The organism is Runella aurantiaca, from assembly GCF_003339505.1.
Lineage (GTDB): Bacteria > Bacteroidota > Bacteroidia > Cytophagales > Spirosomataceae > Runella > Runella aurantiaca.
Window position 1 is genome coordinate 47,652 of the sequence record NZ_QPIW01000038.1, and the last position, 18,140, is coordinate 65,791.

The 18,140-nt window shown below is 46.0% G+C and carries 13 protein-coding genes; 8 read left to right on the forward strand and 5 right to left on the reverse strand.

Features of this window, described 5'->3' with window-relative positions; genetic code table 11:
- Positions 1-69 precede the first annotated feature (69 nt).
- From DVG78_RS27650 to DVG78_RS27665, 4 genes are all read right to left on the reverse strand, one after another.
- A complete protein-coding gene (locus DVG78_RS27650; protein WP_114464255.1) occupies positions 70-1,113 on the reverse strand; it encodes an ATP-grasp domain-containing protein in 1,044 nt (347 codons plus the stop codon).
- A 71-nt stretch (positions 1,114-1,184) separates the two neighbouring features.
- On the reverse strand, positions 1,185-1,586 hold the full coding sequence (locus tag DVG78_RS27655) for a DoxX family protein (protein ID WP_114464256.1): 402 nt from the start codon (positions 1,584-1,586) through the stop codon (positions 1,185-1,187).
- Positions 1,587-1,626: 40 nt separating this feature from the next.
- Entirely contained in the window at positions 1,627-2,088 is a 462-nt protein-coding gene (locus DVG78_RS27660) for a YHS domain-containing (seleno)protein (RefSeq protein ID WP_199563305.1), read from the reverse strand.
- 136 nt (positions 2,089-2,224) lie between these two features.
- Positions 2,225-3,121 carry an alpha/beta hydrolase gene (locus DVG78_RS27665; protein ID WP_114464258.1) on the reverse strand — a complete coding sequence of 299 codons (897 nt, stop codon included), beginning with the start codon at positions 3,119-3,121 and terminating at the stop codon, positions 2,225-2,227.
- Between the two features lie 147 nt (positions 3,122-3,268).
- Here DVG78_RS27665 and bamJ point away from each other — a divergent pair, with 147 nt between their 5' ends.
- The 4 genes from bamJ (at position 3,269) to DVG78_RS27685 (ending at position 8,071) form a co-directional block, all read left to right on the forward strand.
- Positions 3,269-4,051, forward strand: a complete 783-nt coding sequence (gene bamJ, locus DVG78_RS27670) for a BamJ family beta-barrel-assembly machinery protein (RefSeq protein WP_114464259.1) — start codon at positions 3,269-3,271, stop codon at positions 4,049-4,051.
- Positions 4,052-4,133: 82 nt separating this feature from the next.
- A complete protein-coding gene (locus DVG78_RS27675; protein ID WP_114464267.1) occupies positions 4,134-6,227 on the forward strand; it encodes a carboxy terminal-processing peptidase in 2,094 nt (697 codons plus the stop codon).
- 99 nt (positions 6,228-6,326) lie between these two features.
- Entirely contained in the window at positions 6,327-6,632 is a 306-nt protein-coding gene (locus DVG78_RS27680) for a (2Fe-2S) ferredoxin domain-containing protein (RefSeq protein WP_013928646.1), read from the forward strand.
- A 107-nt stretch (positions 6,633-6,739) separates the two neighbouring features.
- Positions 6,740-8,071: an NCS2 family permease gene (locus DVG78_RS27685; RefSeq protein WP_114464260.1), complete on the forward strand. Its 1,332-nt coding sequence runs from the start codon at positions 6,740-6,742 to the stop codon at positions 8,069-8,071.
- A gap of 139 nt (positions 8,072-8,210) precedes the next feature.
- Here the strand turns inward: DVG78_RS27685 and xylA are convergent, their stop codons facing one another.
- The gene (gene xylA / locus DVG78_RS27690) at positions 8,211-9,539 is read right to left on the reverse strand and encodes a xylose isomerase (RefSeq protein ID WP_114464261.1); all 1,329 of its coding nucleotides are present in this window, start codon (positions 9,537-9,539) and stop codon (positions 8,211-8,213) included.
- Positions 9,540-9,814: 275 nt separating this feature from the next.
- Between xylA and DVG78_RS27695 the strand changes: the two genes are divergently transcribed.
- The 4 genes from DVG78_RS27695 (at position 9,815) to DVG78_RS27710 (ending at position 17,930) form a co-directional block, all read left to right on the forward strand.
- A complete protein-coding gene (locus DVG78_RS27695) occupies positions 9,815-10,654 on the forward strand; it encodes a fumarylacetoacetate hydrolase family protein (RefSeq protein ID WP_114464262.1) in 840 nt (279 codons plus the stop codon).
- A 59-nt stretch (positions 10,655-10,713) separates the two neighbouring features.
- Positions 10,714-11,655, forward strand: coding sequence for a dihydrodipicolinate synthase family protein (locus DVG78_RS27700; RefSeq protein ID WP_114464263.1), 942 nt, complete (start codon positions 10,714-10,716; stop codon positions 11,653-11,655).
- 115 nt (positions 11,656-11,770) lie between these two features.
- Entirely contained in the window at positions 11,771-13,627 is a 1,857-nt protein-coding gene (locus DVG78_RS27705; protein ID WP_114464264.1) for a glycoside hydrolase family 127 protein, read from the forward strand.
- Positions 13,628-13,760: 133 nt separating this feature from the next.
- Positions 13,761-17,930, forward strand: a complete 4,170-nt coding sequence (locus DVG78_RS27710; protein WP_158550128.1) for a glycoside hydrolase family 9 protein — start codon at positions 13,761-13,763, stop codon at positions 17,928-17,930.
- Positions 17,931-18,140: the final 210 nt, after the last annotated feature.

Consider the following 18,140-nt stretch of genomic DNA (forward strand, 5'->3'; position numbering starts at 1 on the left):
CAAGGTGATTAGAGTAAACAGGCATTAATACCAGTAAATATACGAACTATTTACTCAAATAGATGCAGTTCAAAGTTGACCGCTCATGGCAAAAAATTCGCGGGAAGTTTGTAAGAGTTTACCCAACGGTGTAGGTTTTACCCCTAAGCGAATATTGGCGGCGCTGATGTCGGCCACGATTCGCATGTTGTGCATAATATCCCGATAGGCTTTCCAAAGCGTATAGCTAGGGTCATACACGTGTCCAGGCTCCGATGTGGCTCCGTTTAGTTCCATGATTTTGATGTTACGGCCCGCGTAGAAGTCTTCTAAGTTGCTTACTTTGAGGTCAAAACGCCCGTAATAAAATCCTTCAATCGGCAAGGCAATTTGGTCAAAAACGCTTTCTAGCCGTTGATTAATGAGGTGATTAGCATTCAAAAACTTGGTGCCCAAACAATGATTGCCAATGGGCTGAATGTAGCGGCGCTCACCTTTCGGTACTACGCTATTCCAGTCGTTTTTTACGCGTTCCTGCAATTCCTGCATTGCAAAACGGGCGCGGGTGTTTTGGGTTAGTAGTTGGCCCACCGTTGAATGACCGTCGCCCACTACGCTCAAAAATTCCTTTTGCGTGATAGAAGTAATTTTACCTTTGGATTCTTCGGGCAAACGGGCATACATCACCCCAAATTCCAATTCATAATCAACGTATTCTTGAATAATAACAGGTTGTGGTGTCTGTTTTAAGTAGCGTTGCAGTTGGTCGGCTTCATCTATTTTGTGCACCCGAAACCCTCGACCTCCTACGTCGGGTTTGACGATGAGCGGGAACGCAATGCTCGCTTTTTTGAGCTTTTCCACCACCACTTCCCATACTTCTCCTTGTGGAATAAAAATCCCCGCAGGCAAAAATGGGGAAGCAATTTGAGCGAGAATATCGTTTTTAGATTCACCGAAAACTCCGCCGTCTGGAATACACGTGTTGACGGTAGTAAAATACGTAAGCGACCGATTACGTATGGCTAAATAAAGCCAATAGGGTGTAAGTGGCAGGAAAAACACCCACCAGGTCCAATACTCATAATTCACTAATTTAACGAGCCAAAGTGGGGAACGAAGGGTTGAAAGCATACGAAAAATAAGAGAATATTAACACTAAAAGCAAGTTAAAAGGTAAAATGTTCAAGAAAAAGGGTGGTGCCTCAATGGGCAGGAAGTAATCCACGAATGGTTGAAATGACTTTTGACCAATGTAATATCACGACGAGTGCACAGCATTTGAAGGTTATCAGTGCCAAAGCAAATAACTGCCCCCCATCGCCTAGTACATCAATTCCCAGTACCGTAAGGTGCGACAAAATAGCGCCCGCCATGGTGCCCAGACCCAAGATAGCGCCAATCCAGCAATAACGAGGCGTGAGCAAAAGAATACCAGCGATTAATTCAATAACGCCCGTGCCAATTCGGCCGTAAGGCTCCACGCCAAGTTTTGAGAAAATGTAGACACTTTCTTCGGCTCCCGTAAATTTAAAAAAAAGTGTTTGTAACAAAATGACAGCCGCTACGATTTGAACGAGCCAGGAGAGGGTGTTTTTGGTTTTCATGGATTGAAGTGTTTTTCAGTGAGGAAGGGGGTAGGGTACATTATTGAGCAGAAACACGCTGCCAGTTTTTGTCGGCTTTTATTTTCAAATGGACCTCATCTTTGTTCCAATCCGATAAAGTGTTGTTGAACAGTTTGTTGTAAAAAAGATACAGCTTGCCGTTGATGATTTTGTAGGTTTCGGGATTTATCTCGACTTTTTCACCGTTGGCCGCGCCCATCGCGTATGCACACCAACCGCCATATTGCGGCTCGTAAGCGGCGGGGTTCTTTTTAAATGTTTCGGCATTGGCCGCGGAGAAAAATTGATACGTAACTCCCTCATGTACGACTACATACGACTTTGAGCCCTTTGTTGGATTTTTTTGAAAATAACTAACTGGGTCGTAACCAGAGAGCGCGAGGCCTTTTTCTAAATTATATTGTTTTTGACGGAGCGCAGGGGACTGCGCTAAAATAATTTCTGTCAGGAGAAGAAGCGTGGCCAAAAAGATTGTTTTCATGACTTTATTCGGAATTGATAGTTTGATGATACAAAAATGACACATCAAGCCTTAACCGAATGTCGGCCAAATGACAAAACCTTGAAAATAGTTATTTGTTAAAAGATAAAATGCGGTTCAATCACAAGTCGCTAGTTTACTGAGTTTTGCCGAAAGCCCATTTTAGAAAATCTGGCATGGCCGCCGACCACGTTGTCTGGTCGTGGTGCCCGCCTTTGACTTCGGCGTAGCAAACGTCTTTGCCCCAACGATAGCCTTTGCGTTCAAGTTCGGCAATCAAATCAAGGGTGTCTTCAATAGAATCAATGACACCGTTGTTGTTGCGGTCGTCTCGTTCGTCTTCTGAGCCTGTTTGTAACCAAAATTGCGGATGTTGCATGGAAGTAGAGGCGGTTTCGCGTACCAAACGGTGCATGATTCGGTCGTTGTGGTCGTCGTAATGATTTTCGTAAGCGCGTTGTCGCCACCAAAACGAGCCCGAAAATACGCCCGCCTTGCCGAAGCGCTCAGGATGGTGCCAAGTAATATCAAATGCAGATAGCCCACTCAGGGAAAAACCGCAAATGACCGTGTTTTGGGGACCAGAGAGGACGCGGTAGTGTTGTTGGATGTAAGGCATCAACTCTTCCAACACAAACGAGGTATAAGAACCAGCCTTTGCGCCGCGTTGTTTATAATCAGGTTGAGAAGCAGTGCCGTATTCCTGAATTCGTTCGCCGCAATGAATAGCTATGAGAATAAATGGCTCAATGGAAGATGCCGTTTTTTGGATGACTTGTTGCATTTGTAAGCGTTCCAAGTCCTGCCCATCGTTCATGTAGAGTACTTTATACGCACGATTTGAATGGGTGTAGCCTTCGGGCAGGAGAATGTCAAGGGATACTTGCCGATGCAGATGGGTTGAGTGAAACTTGGTGTCGTGCAAAACGGTCATTTTGGGGAGGGAGTCAATGTGTTTCAATAAGGTAAAAGTGTTAGTAGGAAACAAAAATACAAATAACCCATATTGGGGTATAAATTTCAAATAATTCATTCTTCCAAACTTTTTTCTATCAATTTTACGTTTATTTACGAAAGTTTAAAGAAACTTTTGATTTTTTGAATTCTGCTTAGTTTTAATTGTGAAAGCGACCCCAATTTTCAAAGAATCTACTAAAACCAATCCAAATTTGTTTATCTAATGAAGTATCTAGCTTGCACTGTCTCTGTATTGTTGATTTCAACGGTTGTTACATTTTCACAAACCAAAAAAGTACCTGCCAAACCTGCTGCTAAACCCGCAACTGCTGCCAAACCCGCCCCTAACAAAGCAACGCCTGCTAAACCAGCAAGTACCGCTAAAATGACCACTGAAATAGACTCGGTAGCGTACAGCATCGGGATGAACATAGCCCAAAACCTAAAAGGACAAGGCCTTGACAAAATCAACGTTAATTTACTGGCTAAAGGAATTCAGGATGTTTTGAAAGGCGGCAAATCAGATTTGGACGACAACCAGGCGCAAATGATTTTAGGAAATTATTTTAATAAGCTCCAAACCCAGCGCCAATCAGAAGATGCCAAGAAGTTTGAAGGAAATAAATTGGATGGAGAAAAATTCCTCGAAGAGAATAAGAAGAAGGCTGGTATCGTTACTCTTCCCAGTGGCTTGCAGTACGAGGTCATGAAAGCGGGGGAAGGCCCGAAACCGACTATCAACAACACGGTCAAGACCCATTACCACGGAACCTTAGTGAATGGAACGGTTTTTGACAGTTCAGTAGATAGAGGTCAGCCAGCGGAATTTCCGGTAGGTGGAGTGATTCAGGGTTGGGTAGAAGCGTTGCAGCTGATGCCCGTAGGTTCTAAATGGAAACTGTATGTACCCTACAATCTCGCTTACGGAGAGCGCGCCGCAGGCCCACAAATTAAGCCATATTCCGCATTAGTATTTGAAGTAGAGTTATTGGAAATCGTAAAATGATTTTGGCGGATGTTGGAGGTTTTTCCAACCATTTCAATCTCCAACATCCCGGGGCCGAAATCAATTAAATCAGTGTATGAAAATGAAAAGCTTTTTAATCGCCTTAGCTCCGGTGTTGCTGCTGAGTCTGCAACCCGACGACTCGCGTTCGCGGGTAGTATCTTCTCGTCCCTTCGCTGTTGCGGATGATGACCTCAAACCTACCCTTACGCAAGAGAAAGTGGAGGCGTACGTGACTAAAATCTTTTCGGGGTATCATTACCGCAAATTTAATGTCAACGACTCATTGTCGACAAAAATGTACGATAACTACCTCAACGACATTGACCGCGGCAAACTGTATTTTCTTGCTTCGGACATTCAGTATTTTGATAAATACCGTAACCAACTCGATGAAGCCCTCAACAACGGCGATTTGACGGCGGCGTATGATATTTATAATACCTTCCGCAAACGCTACCGTGAGCGGAGTAATTACATCACCAAAGCGTTGGCCAATCCTAAATTTGATTTCTCGGTAGAGGAGTCTTTCAATACCGACCGTGAAAAAGCTACTTGGGCTAAAAATACGGAAGAGTTGGACGAAATCTGGCGCAAATTGCTTAAAAACGAAGCACTTGAACTGAAACTATCGGGCAAAGCCGATACGTCGGTGGTAACGCTTCTGAGAGATCGTTACAAAAACCGCGAACGTAACTTAGGTCGTTTCCGTAGCGAGCAGGTATTTCAGATGTACATGAATGCGTTCTGCGAAGTGCTTGACCCACACACCCGGTATTTTTCACCCGCCGATTCTGACCGTTTCAAGCAGGATATGTATCAAGCCCTCGAAGGAATCGGGGCGGTATTGCGTGAAGATGGAAACTACATCAAAGTAGTGGAAGTGGTTCCTGGCGGACCTGCTTTTAAGGACAAGCGTCTCAAAAAAGACGACCGCATTATCGGTGTAGCACAGGGAGATGAAGGAAAAGTGGAAGATATTGTGGGTTGGTACGTAGACGATGCCGTGAAGAAAATCAAAGGAACGAAAGGAACAATTGTTCGTTTGCAAGTATTGGCTTCTGACGCACTGCCCAACGACCCTCCAAAAGAAATCCGTCTTGTACGTGAGAAAGTAAATTTGCAGACTTCTCGTGCCAAGAAAGAAATCGTGACCATCAATCAAAATAAGCATGATTACAAAATCGGTATTATCAACATTCCGTCTTTTTATCGGGACTTTGAAGGGGCTGGAAAGCGTGATAAAGACTTCGCTAGTACCACCCGCGACGTGCAGAAAATCATCGATTCGCTCAAGGCTGAAAATGTCGAAGGAATTGTAATCGACTTGCGCAACAACGGCGGTGGGTCATTAACAGAAGCGATTTCACTGACGGGTTTATTTATTTCAAAAGGTCCAGTAGTACAGGTACGTGAATCAACGGGTGATACGGAAGTACAAACTGACCCTGACCCAAATGTGACGTATGATGGGCCAATTGCGGTTTTAATCAACCGTTTTAGTGCCTCGGCTTCTGAAATTTTTGCGGCCGCTATTCAGGACTACAAACGTGGGATTGTGTTGGGTGAGCAAACCTATGGCAAAGGCACGGTTCAAACCATGGTTGATTTAAACCAGTGGATCAAAGATTCTGATAAATTGGGCCAAATCAACATCACTGTTGCGAAATTCTACCGCATCAATGGTAGCAGTACCCAGCGAAAAGGGGTGTCGCCAGATATTGAATTCCCATCAGCATTCAGCGCGGAAGAATACGGAGAAAGCTCACAACCAACGGCTTTGCCTTGGGATCAGATTGCAACGGCGCGTTTTGACGTGACCAAATCGTTGAACGAAAAACAAGTAGCAAAGCTGCGCGAGAAGTACCAGCAACGTCTTAAGTCGGAAGTAGAGATGAAAACGTTTGTAGACGAATTGGAGTTGTTCCGTAAAGCGCGCGAAAATACCGTCGTATCATTGCAGGAAACCAAACGGAAGAAAGAGCGTGAAGAAGCCGAGAAAAAGCGGGCTGCCCTTAAAAAGCTAGAAACGGATGATGAAGTGGATGAAGATGAAACTCCCGCAACCGCCAAAGCGACCGACAAGAAGAAAAAGGACATTTACATGAATGAAACCAGTCGGATTTTGGCAGATTACATTACGCTTTCTAAAGCACCTTCGGTAGCTAAGCGATAAAATTTGTTACCTTCAAACGTTGGACGTTGGGTCATGGGCGCTATCTTTAGTCCCTAATCCGACGTCCAACGTCTATTTTTAATCCATTCTAATTGATTTATGAAATACAAAAAACACGTTTTTATTTGCACCAATCAAAAAGACGGTGGCAAAAAATGCTGCGGAGCCGAGCACGGCGCAGCATTGGTTGATGCATTCAAAACATCTCTGAAAGAGAAAAATTTACATATTGATATCCGTGCCCAAAAATCAGGCTGTTTAGACGTATGTGCCTTCGGCCCCGCGTTGGTGGTGTATCCAGAAGGTGTTTTCTACGGCAAAGTAGAACTGGCTGACGTTGAAGAAATCATCGAAAGTCATTTGATAAACGATGTTCCTGTGGAGCGTCTGGCGTTAAAATTCTAGGAACGCGCTTATTTTACCCCTTATTTGTCAACGCTGAACGTAAATTCCCGAAAGGGTCTTTGCATTCAGCGTTGACATTTTTATTTTTACCAAAACTGCCAATTTCTATGCTCCAACGCTACTTTTCCCTCGACCAAAACGGTACAACAGTGCGTACCGAAGTCATTGCGGGGCTTTCTTCTTTTCTGGCTACGATGTACATTATTGTAGTGAACCCTGCCATTTTGAGTCAATCGGGGATGCCTTTCGGCGGTGTGCTAACGGCTACAGTGTTGCTCTCTTTCTTTTGCAGTTTGATGATGGGGCTGTATGCGCGTAACCCACTTCTTGTAGCACCGGGTATGGGCCTGAATGCCTTTTTTACATTCGCCGTTGTGAAAGGAATGGGTGTGGCATGGCAAACGGCCTTGGGTGCGGTATTTTGGGCGGGAATCGTTTTTCTGATATTATCAATCTTCAACATTCGGACCTACATTGTACAGGCCATTCCAAAGCCCTTGCGCTACGCGATTTCGTCGGGAATTGGGCTTTTTATCACGTTGATTGGTCTGACCAACGCCAAGTTTATCGTGAGTAACCCCGCTACCTTGGTCGGTATCGGCAATTTAAAAGACCCGATTCTACTGACGTTTTTGTTGGGGTTGGTCATTACGGCGGTATTGGTGGTCAAAAAAGTGCAAGGCGGCATCGTCATAGGCATTGTGTTGACCACATTGGCGGCGATTCCCGTCGGCCGTTGGTGGGGCGATGCTTCAGCGGTTAACTTCGGACAGGCTACACTGGTCAATTGGAGTGGACTTTGGGCGGCTCCCGATTTTAGCCTTTTGTTTCAATTGGACTTGACTGGCTCATTGACCTTGGCGCTTTGGCCTGTCATTTTTGCCTTTGCGTTTACCGATTTATTTGACAGTCTTTCAACCATCGTTGGCGTTGCCGAAGCGGCCAATCTTTACGACGAAAACGGCGACCCGCGCCATATTCGGCAATCGCTGCTTACCGATGCCGTTGCCACCACAATGGCGGGTTTGTTGGGCACTAGCCCCGGAACCGCCTACATTGAGTCGGCGGTGGGAATCGAGCAAGGTGGTCGCACGGGGCTCACGGCGGTAGTGGCGGCATTTTTGTTTTTGCCGTTTATGTTTTTATCTCCTTTGCTCTCGGTCATTCCGAGCATTGCCACTGCTCCTGCGTTGATTTTGGTGGGGGCGTTTATGATGAAACCCATCACCAAGATTGCTTGGACCCGTATGGACGAAGCCATTCCGTGTTTGTTGGCGTTGGTGTTGATTCCTTTCAGCTATTCCATTACGCAAGGAATTATTTTTGGTTTTTTGAGTTGGACCATCCTCAAAACCGCCGTTGGAAAAGGGAAAGAAATATCATTCACCCTCTGGATGATTGATGTTTTTGCCGTGATGTCTTTGATGTGGGGGCATTGATGGCATAGTCCTCTGCCAGTGAAAATCTTTCATATAAAATTCATCGCAATACGATAGGTTTTGCCAAGGGAAAAGTAAAAAAGAGCGTCTGACGGTTTTTGAACCTTCGGACGCTCTTTTTTGATGTGAGGTATTACAACTAAATGTACTGATTCAGAATATTCTCAAACAGCTCTTGCTTGCCGCTGATTTGTTTTGGTGCACCAGCTGCCACTGCAAAGCTATGCAAATCTTCCAATGTCAATTTGCCATTTTCAAAATCCTTGCCCGCACCGCTGTCAAACGAAGCGTAGCGCTCGACACGCAGTTTTTTGTAAGCGGATTTCTCCAGAATATCATTTGAAATAACAAGTGCACGCGCAAAAGCATCCATTCCGCCAATGTGCGCAATGAAAATATCGTCGAGGTCGGTTGAGTTGCGACGGGTTTTTGCATCAAAGTTGATACCTCCTGCTGTGATACCACCTGCTTCGAGAATTACCAACATCGCCTCGGTCAATTCACTCAAATTAATCGGGAATTGGTCGGTATCCCAGCCATTTTGGTAGTCGCCCCGGTTGGCGTCGATGCTGCCCAACATGCCTGCATCGGCCGCTACCTGCAATTCGTGCTGGAACGTGTGCCCCGCCAAGGTGGCGTGGTTTACTTCTATATTTAATTGAAAATCTTTGTCTAAGCCGTACTGACGCAGAAACCCAATAACCGTTGCCGAATCATAATCGTACTGATGCTTGGTAGGCTCGCAGGGCTTAGGTTCAATAAAGAACTTACCTTTAAAACCATTTTTGCGGGCATAATCACGGGCTACGGTCAAGAATTGCCCCAAGTGGTCAAGTTCGCGCTTCATGTTGGTATTCAACAAAGTCATGTAGCCTTCGCGACCACCCCAGAATACGTAATTTTCGCCATTGAGCGCAATCGTTGCATCCAGAGCGTTCTTCACCTGCACCCCAGCATGAGCTACTACGTTGAAATCAGGGTTGGTCGAAGCACCGTTCATGTAGCGGGGATTGGAGAATACATTGGCCGTACCCCACAATAATTTTACGCCGCTTTCGGCTTGTTTGGCTTTTGCATAATCAACAATGGCCTGCATACGACGCTCGTATTCGGTGATGCTGGGGCCTTCATCGACCAAATCTACATCGTGAAAGCAATAGTAAGGAACGCCCAGTTTAGTAATAAATTCAAAAGCGGCATCCATTTTATCTTTGGCGCGTTGAACCGCGTCATTGTTTGCATCCCATGCAAAATCTTTCGTCCCAGGCCCGAATGGATCGGCACCCGTGCCGCAGAATGTATGCCAGTAGGCAACTGCAAAACGTAAATGCTCTTTCATTGTTTTTCCACCCACCAGACGATTTTCGTCGTACCACTTGAATGCCAGCGGGTTGTCGGATTCACGGCCTTCAAACTGAATTTTGGAGATGCCTTTGAAATATTCGGTATTTCCGAGTGTTAGGGACATAAAATAGATTGTTTTGAGGTTAGTCTTAAAGAACGATTATTACTAAAAGAGAGAAATATAAATTCTTACTTGTGCAAAGAAAAAGAATAATTGTCAAATTGACAATTTTATTTCTGTTAAGCTTTTTTAGATATTGTATAGGTTGTTTTCTAATCACTTGTGCCTAAACATTGTAACTTTAAAATAGTCTTTTCGACCAAAAACATAGTAATACTAAAGCTACACCTAAACTTAAATTGAAAACGCCCGTATGATAAAAATGGATTAATCAATTGATGAGACTTTATCGAACCAAGCAAGGCTTTTATGCTGAATTTCAGGAAGAGTATTACCAACTTTCCTGCCCCGATTGGGATACGCTGATTAACAGGGATGATCTACACTCGTATGTTCTGACCCAAATAGCGGGTTTAGCCCCCGTGTTGGACTTTGAATCCAAAGACCTTTTGCCGCCCGCCGTAAGCCAGGAAGTATGGGCCTCTGGGGTGACTTATTACCGTAGCAAAGTAGCCCGAATGGAGGAGTCAAAAGGTGCGTGTGGAGGTACATTTTACGACAAAGTATACGAAGCCGAGCGCCCCGAGCTTTTTTTTAAAGCATTGGGGTACAAAGTAGTTGGTTCGGGAGGAACCGTTAATATTCGGCCCGATTCTATCCGCAACGTTCCCGAACCAGAATGGACATTGTACGCCACTACTTCTGGCAAAATTGTGGGTTATACCGTCGGCAATGACATGAGTTCTAAATGCATTGAATGTGAAAATCCGCTCTATATGTCGCAGGCAAAAATATACGATGGCTCTGCCGCTTTGGGCCCTTGCTTGTATGTGCCAGCCGAACCAATGACACAAAACGCGGTCATCAGCATTGAAGTAAGGCGTAGCGAAAGTATTGTTTTTCAGGGTATAACAACGCTCGACCAACTCAAACGAACACCTGACGAACTCATTGGTTGGCTGTATCGGTCGAGTACGTTTAGAACGGGTGCATTTCTGATGACAGGTACGGGCTTAGTTCCTTCAAGTGATTTTACGGTTGAGGTAGGAGATACGGTTGCCATCTCAATTGATAAAATCGGGCAATTGACCAATGTTGTCGGGCTGGCAAAAGCCTAAGTAGTTCAAAACGGTACAGAACTTTATTATTTACATATATAATATTTGATTATTCATCCATGCAAAATTCCCTTCCACAAGGTTTTATTCCCGTTATGTTGACTCCGTTTAAAGAAAACGGCGAGATTGATTTTGAGGGATTAACCAAACTTACTGAATTTTATTTAGAGGCGGGCGCGGCTGGCTTATTTGCCAATTGCCTTTCGTCTGAGATGTATGAGCTGAGCGAAGACGAGCGTATTGCCATCACCAAGCACGTGGTGGATGTGGCAAACGGGCGCGTTCCGGTCGTGGCAACGGGTACATTTGGTGGCCCAATTGCGGAGCAGGCCGAATTTGCCAAAAAGATTTATGGTACGGGTATTCAGGCGGTGATTGTGATTACAAGTTTAATTGCCACCGCCGACGAGTCAGATGCGATATTTATGGAGCGGATGCACGAGTTGCTTCAATTAACCCCCGGTGTTTCGTATGGTTTGTATGAATGTCCAGTGCCTTACAAAAGGCTCGTTAGCGCCGAAAATTTGGGAGAATTGGCCGCCACGGGTCGGGTGATTTACCATAAAGATACATCACTAGATATTGAAAACGTAAAAGCCAAAATAGCCGCCACTGAAGGTCAGGTATTCGGCGTTTATGATGCTTACATGGAGCACGCAGTGGCTTCGTTGAAAGCAGGCTCGGCGGGATTGTCTTGTATTCAAGGAAATTTCTTTCCAGAATTGATTGTATGGTTGTGTAATAATTTCAATGAGCCAACGCAGCAAGACAAAGTTCAACGCGTGCAACAGCTGTTGATTGATACCATGCCCGTAATTCATTATGCGTACCCAACCGTCGCTAAATATTATCTCCAAAAACGCGGTTTCCCGATTTCATTGTACACCCGTCGTAAAGTAGAAGTACTGACTGAAGTGGAAAAAGCCAATGCCGACGAATTATTGGAAATAGTGAACGCATTAAGCCAAGAAATTGAAGTGGCTTCGTTGACGTTTGCGTAATCATACTTCTTTGTTTTTAAGATAAAAAAGACCTTCTATGTCATTGGCGTAGAAGGTCTTTTCAGTTAAAAAAAACTGAATATTTGCTTTGGTAGAAATAGCTAACCATTTACCTATGAAATCCCTCTTTTCTTCAGCATTGATTATCATTTTTGGGGTTTACGGCGTCTCGGCCCAACGCCAGATTTCGCCCGTAAACTTTTCCAAAGTCACGGTCAAAGACTTCTTTTGGAAACCCCGCATTGAAAAAGTCCATTCGGCTACTTTGCCTGTTTGTATGACCTATACCGAAGATTCAACGGCTCGTATCCGAAATTTTGAGAATGCCGCCCTCCGGAGCGGAAAGCACAAAGGCATCTATTTTGATGATTCTGATGTGTATAAAGTCATTGAAGGGATTGCATACACCCTCAAAACTACGCCCGACAAAGCCTTAGAAGCCAAAACTGACGCGTGGATTGATAAAATTGCGGCGGCCCAACTTCCTGATGGTTACCTGAATACATATTATACATTGGTAGGTCTTGAAAAACGCTGGACTGACATGGAAAAGCACGAAGATTATTGCTTGGGGCACTTGATTGAGGGGGCGGTAGCGTACTTTGATGCTACTGGAAAACGTAAACTGTTGGATGTGTCCATTCGCTTTGCCAATCATTTTGATTCTACGTTTCGTCTCCAAAATAAGCCGTGGGTAACGGGGCATCAGGAATTGGAGTTGGCCTTGGTAAAACTTTATCATACAACCAACAACGACCGCTACCTCAAACTCGCCGATTGGCTTATCGAGCAGCGCGGCAAAGGACACGGTCGCGGTCAAATCTGGACAGATAAGCATTTTGACGGTGCGCGCTATTGTCAGGACGACGTACCGGTGCGTGAAATGACCGACATCAAAGGGCACGCCGTTCGCGCTATGTATCTGTATACGGGCATGGCCGATGTAGCCGCCGAAACGGGCGACCGTGGCTATACCCAAGCTCTCGAACGCGTGTGGGCCGATGTGGTAGAGCGGAATATGTACATCACGGGTGGCATTGGTTCTTCAACCAAAAATGAAGGCTTTACGGTCGATTATGATTTGCCCAACGAATCTGCTTACTGCGAAACCTGCGCCTCGGTAGGAATGGTTTTTTGGAACCAACGCATGAATCTCTATTCGGGAGAATCCAAATACGTGGATGTGCTAGAACGCTCGCTTTACAATGGCGCATTGGCAGGGGTACAACTGACGGGAAATCTGTTTTTTTACGTCAATCCGTTGGCTTCGTTTGGGTTGCATCATCGTCGCCCTTGGTACGGTACGGCTTGCTGCCCCAGCAATGTGTCGCGTTTGATGCCTTCGGTGGGTGGTTATATTTACAATACTTCCGAAAATACTTTGTGGGTAAACCTGTATGTAGGCAGCGAAACGGAAGTGGTTTTGGGGCAACATAAGGTGAAGTTCGCCCAAAAAACCAATTATCCTTGGTCGGGAGAAGTAGAAATTAAGGCCATTCCTGATAGTAGCAAAGCTGATTTTGCCCTAAAACTGCGTATTCCAGCTTGGTGCGATAAGTACGTCGTTGAAATCAACGGAAAAGCCGTAGCGGGCTTAACGGCCGATAAAGGTTATGTAACGATTGCGCGTACTTGGGCTAAAAATGATTTGCTCAAACTCCGGATGGAGATGCCTGTTAAGGTCGTTGCTGCCGACCCCCGTGTGAAAGCAAACCAAGGCAAACGCGCCATTCAGCGTGGGCCGCTGGTCTATTGTGTAGAAGAGCAAGACAATCGTCATTTGGATTATGACCAAATTCTGTTGTCAAAAAAAACGCAGTTTAGTACCACCTTCGAGCCAGCCTTACTGGGGGGCGTAACCACGATTAAGGCCCAAAACGGCAATGATAATTTTACGCTCATTCCGTATTATTCATGGGATAACCGCCAAGCAGGCCGCATGAAAGTATGGGTTGATTGGAAAGAGAAATAAGCCTTAAAGGAGCAGAATGACTCCTTCCCGTTTAATAAAGCAGATGCCATTTGTTATATTTCAACTTTGAAAGTTCCTATCTTTCAGTCGAAAATCACAGTTTTTTGTTTGAACGTTATTTAACTCAATGAAAATGAAAAATCATCTATCTCGAAGGCATTTGCTTTATTGGACATTGCTGTGGCTGACCGCCTGCGGTACTTTGTGGGCCGCGCCGACCCAAACAACTCCATACATTAAAATTGACCAATTTGGCTACTTGCCCGCTTCCCGAAAAGTAGCGGTGGTTGCAGACCCTCAGACGGGGTACAATGCAGCTGAATCGTTTACCCCGGGCACAGGTGCCAATCAATATCAGGTACGCCGCTGGAGTGACGACGCGGTGATGATGAGCGGAACACTTCAGGTATGGGGTGGTGGTGCCACCCACGCACAGTCGGGCGACCGAGGATGGTCGTTTGATTTTTCGAGTATTACCACGCCGGGTTCTTATTATATTTTTGACGTAGCCAACAATGTAGGCTCTTACCGTTTTGACATTGGCGACAATGTGTACGACGAGGCCATGAAACATGCCGTACGGATGTTTTATTATCAGCGGCTTAATTTTGCCAAACAAACACCTTACACCGAAGCCAAATGGGCCGACGGTGCCAGTTACGAAGGGGCCAATCAGGATCGTTTTGCCACGAGCCGATTCAACAAAGGGAATGCTGCCACCGCCAAAGACCTTCACGGGGGTTGGATGGACGCGGGCGATGTAAATAAATACACCACCTTTGCCGAAAGTGCGGTGATTCAACTGGCAGAAGCGTACCGAATAAACCCGAATGCTTTTAAAGATAATTACGCCATTCCAGAGTCAGGCAACGGAATTCCAGATATATTGGATGAACTCAAGTACGAGCTGGATTTTCTGAAAAGAATGCAGGACGCCACTGGCACCAACGGTTTTTTCTTGAAAGTGGGCGTTGATAATTACAATGAAGTCTCTCCCCCCAGCACCGACACCCGCCCGCGCTATTATTTGCCAGAATGTACTTCTGCCACCTTGGCAGGGGCCGCGATGTTTGCCGTGGCTGGGCAAACCTTCAAAACGCACCCGTCTTTGCTTACCTACGGAAATGACCTCATTGCGCGTGCGGAGGCCGCTTGGAACCGTGCTATAATAACGACCAACAACTTTACAACGTTTGAAACAAGTTGCGACGACGGAGATATAAAATCAGGTGATTCTGACCGCGCCGGCGAAGACCAATTGGGAAGTGCGTTTGTGACGGCGGTATATCTTTACGAGGCCACTGGAAAAGCCGAGTACAAAACGTTTGTTGAGTCACAATATACCTCCGTAAAACCTTACAACGGCAACTGGTGGGGACCTTACTGGATGCCTCAGCAATTGGCGTTTTTGCGTTATACGACCCTTTCGGGTGCTTCTAGTGCGGTGGTAACCAATATTCGTAATCAAAAAGCAGGGATGAATTACTTATTTTCTCTCAATGATTACAACAATGGTACGGACCTTTATCGGGCATATATGGCCGATGCGCAGCACCATTGGGGGAGCAATCAGGTGCGCGCCAACACTGGAATTTTAAATCTTGATTTTGTTACGTTTAACCTCAACCCGTCGAGCCATGCCCAATACCGCGAGGTGGCGGAGCAGTACTTGCACTGGATGAATGGCGTTAATCCGATGAACTTGGTGATGCTTTCCAACATGTCGGTGGCGGGTGCTGAAAACAGCGTGAATGAGATTTACCACACGTGGTTTACCAACGGAACGGTGTGGGATAATGTACAAACATCGGCCTATGGCCCTGCCCCGGGCTATGTAACCGGCGGGCCTAACAAAAGTTACAGCGGAAGCGTGGCCAACATTACCAACCAACCGCCCCAAAAAGCGTATAAAGAGTGGAATAATGGTTCTCCCGAAAACTCTTGGGAAATCACGGAGCCGGCTATTTACAGTCAGGCCGCTTATATCATGTTGTTAGGGCGGGTGATGAGTACAACGGCGTCTGCTGACACCCAAGCCCCAACGCCCCCGACTAACCTCACAGTTTCCAACGTAGCCTCCACAGGTCTGACTTTATTATGGACTGCTTCCACGGATAATGTAGGGGTAAGCGCCTACGAAGTGTATCAGGGAGGTAATTTGCTGAACGGGAATGTGGTAGGTACGAGTTTCAACGTAACGGGTTTAACCTGTAATACGGCCTATTCATTTTCGGTAAAAGCCAAAGATGCGGCGGGAAACGTGTCGACCGCGAGCAATGCTGCGAATACAACCACAACGGCCTGCGACACCCAAGCGCCAAGTGTGCCTACAAACGTTGCCGCGTCCAATGTTTCGGCATCAAGTTTGACGCTTTCGTGGACGGCTTCGAGCGACAACGTGGCCGTAACCGCGTATGAAGTGTACTGGGGAGCGACGTTAGTAAACGGCAATGTGACCACAACATCTTTGAATATTACGGGTTTAATCTGCAATACGGCCTATTCATTTACGGTAAAAGCCAAGGATGCGGCGGGCAATGTGTCACCAAGCAGTAGTGTACTGAACGTCACAACGGCGGCTTGTCCTACGGGGACTATCATTTACGACGACGCCCTTGCCGCAGGTTGGGAAGACTGGTCGTGGAGTTCGACCCGCAACTATGCCAATACCTCTCCCGTACAAACTGGCGTCAATTCCATGCGGGTCGATTTTGCGGGTTGGGGTGGTTTATCGTTGCGACAGGCCACGGCCCTGACGACCAATTCCAACACGGTTATGAAGTTTTGGGTGTACAGTACCGCCGTAAATAACATGCTTTTCTTTGTTCAAACGGATGATTCGTCGCCGCAGCCCGCCTCTTATGCTTTTACGACCGATGCGAATCAGTGGAAAGAAATAACGGTTAATATGGCGCAAATGGGCAATCCAGCCACGATTAAACGTCTCAATTTTCAGAACAATTCGGCCAATAACATCACGACTTATTTTGATCAAATCAGGATAGAAACAGGGGTAGCCGCTGATACACAGGCCCCCACAATGCCCGCTAATCTTTCGGCCTCGGCCATTACCCAAAATAGCCTGACGCTTTCGTGGACGGCTTCAACCGACAATGTGGGCGTAACGGCCTATGAAGTGTACCGGGGAGCCACGTTGGTGAACGGCAACGTCACCGCGACTTCTTTAAACATCACCGGTTTAACCTGTAATACGGCCCACTCGTTTACCGTAAAAGCCAAAGATGCCGCTGGAAATGTATCGTCGAGCAGCAATGCGCTGAATGTTAACACCTCTTCTTGCGCTGATACACAGGCGCCGAGCGTCCCCTCTGGGCTTACGGCGACCAATAAAACCCAAACGGGTTTTACGCTCGGTTGGGCCGCCTCGACCGATAATGTAGGCGTGGTGGCTTACGAAGTGTATAGAGGTGGCGTATTGGTGAATGGTAACGTTACAACAACCTCATTGACAATAATGGGTTTAACCTGTAATACAACCTACAGCTTTACCGTGAAGGCAAAAGATGCGGCGGGAAATGTCTCGGCGGCCAGCAGCGCGTTAAGTGTAAAAACGAATGCCTGTTTGAGCCCAGTGGTTTATGACGAAACCTTAGCTGCAAATTGGAGCGACTGGTCATGGAACAGTACGCGTAACTTTGCCAATACCAATCCTGTGCGGGTCGGCAGTAAATCACTCCGCGCAGATATTGCCTCCACGGGTGGGGTATCTTTGCGCCACGTTGATGGCATCAGTACTACCGCGTCGACTGTCTTGCGTTTTTGGGTACGGGGTACGGCAGCAAGCAGTCTGCTGGTTTATGTACAAACAGACGACACAGGCGCGGCGCTTGGAAATTATACGTTTACGACAAAATCTAATTCTTGGTCGGAAATCGTGTTGAATATGAGTCAATTGGGTAATCCGTCGGTCATTAAACGGATTACGATTCAGAACAATTCGGCCAGTACCGTGACAGCCTATTTGGATAATGTTCGCCTGACAACCGTCAACAATGCTCGTTTAGCTGAAGAAGAATTGACGGAAAAACCAAACGAATTGTTGGTGTATCCTAATCCATCTGAGGGGCCGATTACGCTCAAGTACGTAACTCCCAAGCCTGAAAAAGTTCAACTGCAATTATGGGATATGCAGGGCCGGATGTTGCAAAACAATGAAGAACGTGCGGAATCAGGAACCAACTTTTTTAACATGGATGTATCTCAACAACCAGTGGGGATGTATTTGATTCAACTCAAAGGACCCGAAAGAATCCAAACCCAAAAGGTGCTCATTCGGCGGTAAATATGGTGACTCATTGGAAGAGGCGGGCTAATTGCTCGCCTTTTCTATGTTAGATGGAAGTAATAATGGCTTTATAGGTTATATTTAACGTGAGTTATGGATATAGGTGCTTTTGGGGAGCAATAACGATTGAGGGCTTAGTATGGTAAAAACAATAAGCAATGAGCCCAGCAAGAATGTTGATTTGGGCATTGATTGGACTTCGATGTC

Bases quoted from the DNA above. Each gene is read 5' to 3' on its own strand.
- DVG78_RS27650 (WP_114464255.1), bottom strand. From the start codon at position 1,113: ATGCTTTCAACCCTTCGTTCCCCACTTTGGCTCGTTAAATTAGTGAAT.
- DVG78_RS27655 (WP_114464256.1), bottom strand. From the start codon at position 1,586: ATGAAAACCAAAAACACCCTCTCCTGGCTCGTTCAAATCGTAGCGGCT.
- DVG78_RS27660 (WP_199563305.1), bottom strand. From the start codon at position 2,088: ATGAAAACAATCTTTTTGGCCACGCTTCTTCTCCTGACAGAAATTATT.
- DVG78_RS27665 (WP_114464258.1), bottom strand. From the start codon at position 3,121: ATGAATTATTTGAAATTTATACCCCAATATGGGTTATTTGTATTTTTG.
- bamJ (WP_114464259.1), top strand. From the start codon at position 3,269: ATGAAGTATCTAGCTTGCACTGTCTCTGTATTGTTGATTTCAACGGTT.
- DVG78_RS27675 (WP_114464267.1), top strand. From the start codon at position 4,134: ATGAAAAGCTTTTTAATCGCCTTAGCTCCGGTGTTGCTGCTGAGTCTG.
- DVG78_RS27680 (WP_013928646.1), top strand. From the start codon at position 6,327: ATGAAATACAAAAAACACGTTTTTATTTGCACCAATCAAAAAGACGGT.
- DVG78_RS27685 (WP_114464260.1), top strand. From the start codon at position 6,740: ATGCTCCAACGCTACTTTTCCCTCGACCAAAACGGTACAACAGTGCGT.
- xylA (WP_114464261.1), bottom strand. From the start codon at position 9,539: ATGTCCCTAACACTCGGAAATACCGAATATTTCAAAGGCATCTCCAAA.
- DVG78_RS27695 (WP_114464262.1), top strand. From the start codon at position 9,815: ATGAGACTTTATCGAACCAAGCAAGGCTTTTATGCTGAATTTCAGGAA.
- DVG78_RS27700 (WP_114464263.1), top strand. From the start codon at position 10,714: ATGCAAAATTCCCTTCCACAAGGTTTTATTCCCGTTATGTTGACTCCG.
- DVG78_RS27705 (WP_114464264.1), top strand. From the start codon at position 11,771: ATGAAATCCCTCTTTTCTTCAGCATTGATTATCATTTTTGGGGTTTAC.
- DVG78_RS27710 (WP_158550128.1), top strand. From the start codon at position 13,761: ATGAAAAATCATCTATCTCGAAGGCATTTGCTTTATTGGACATTGCTG.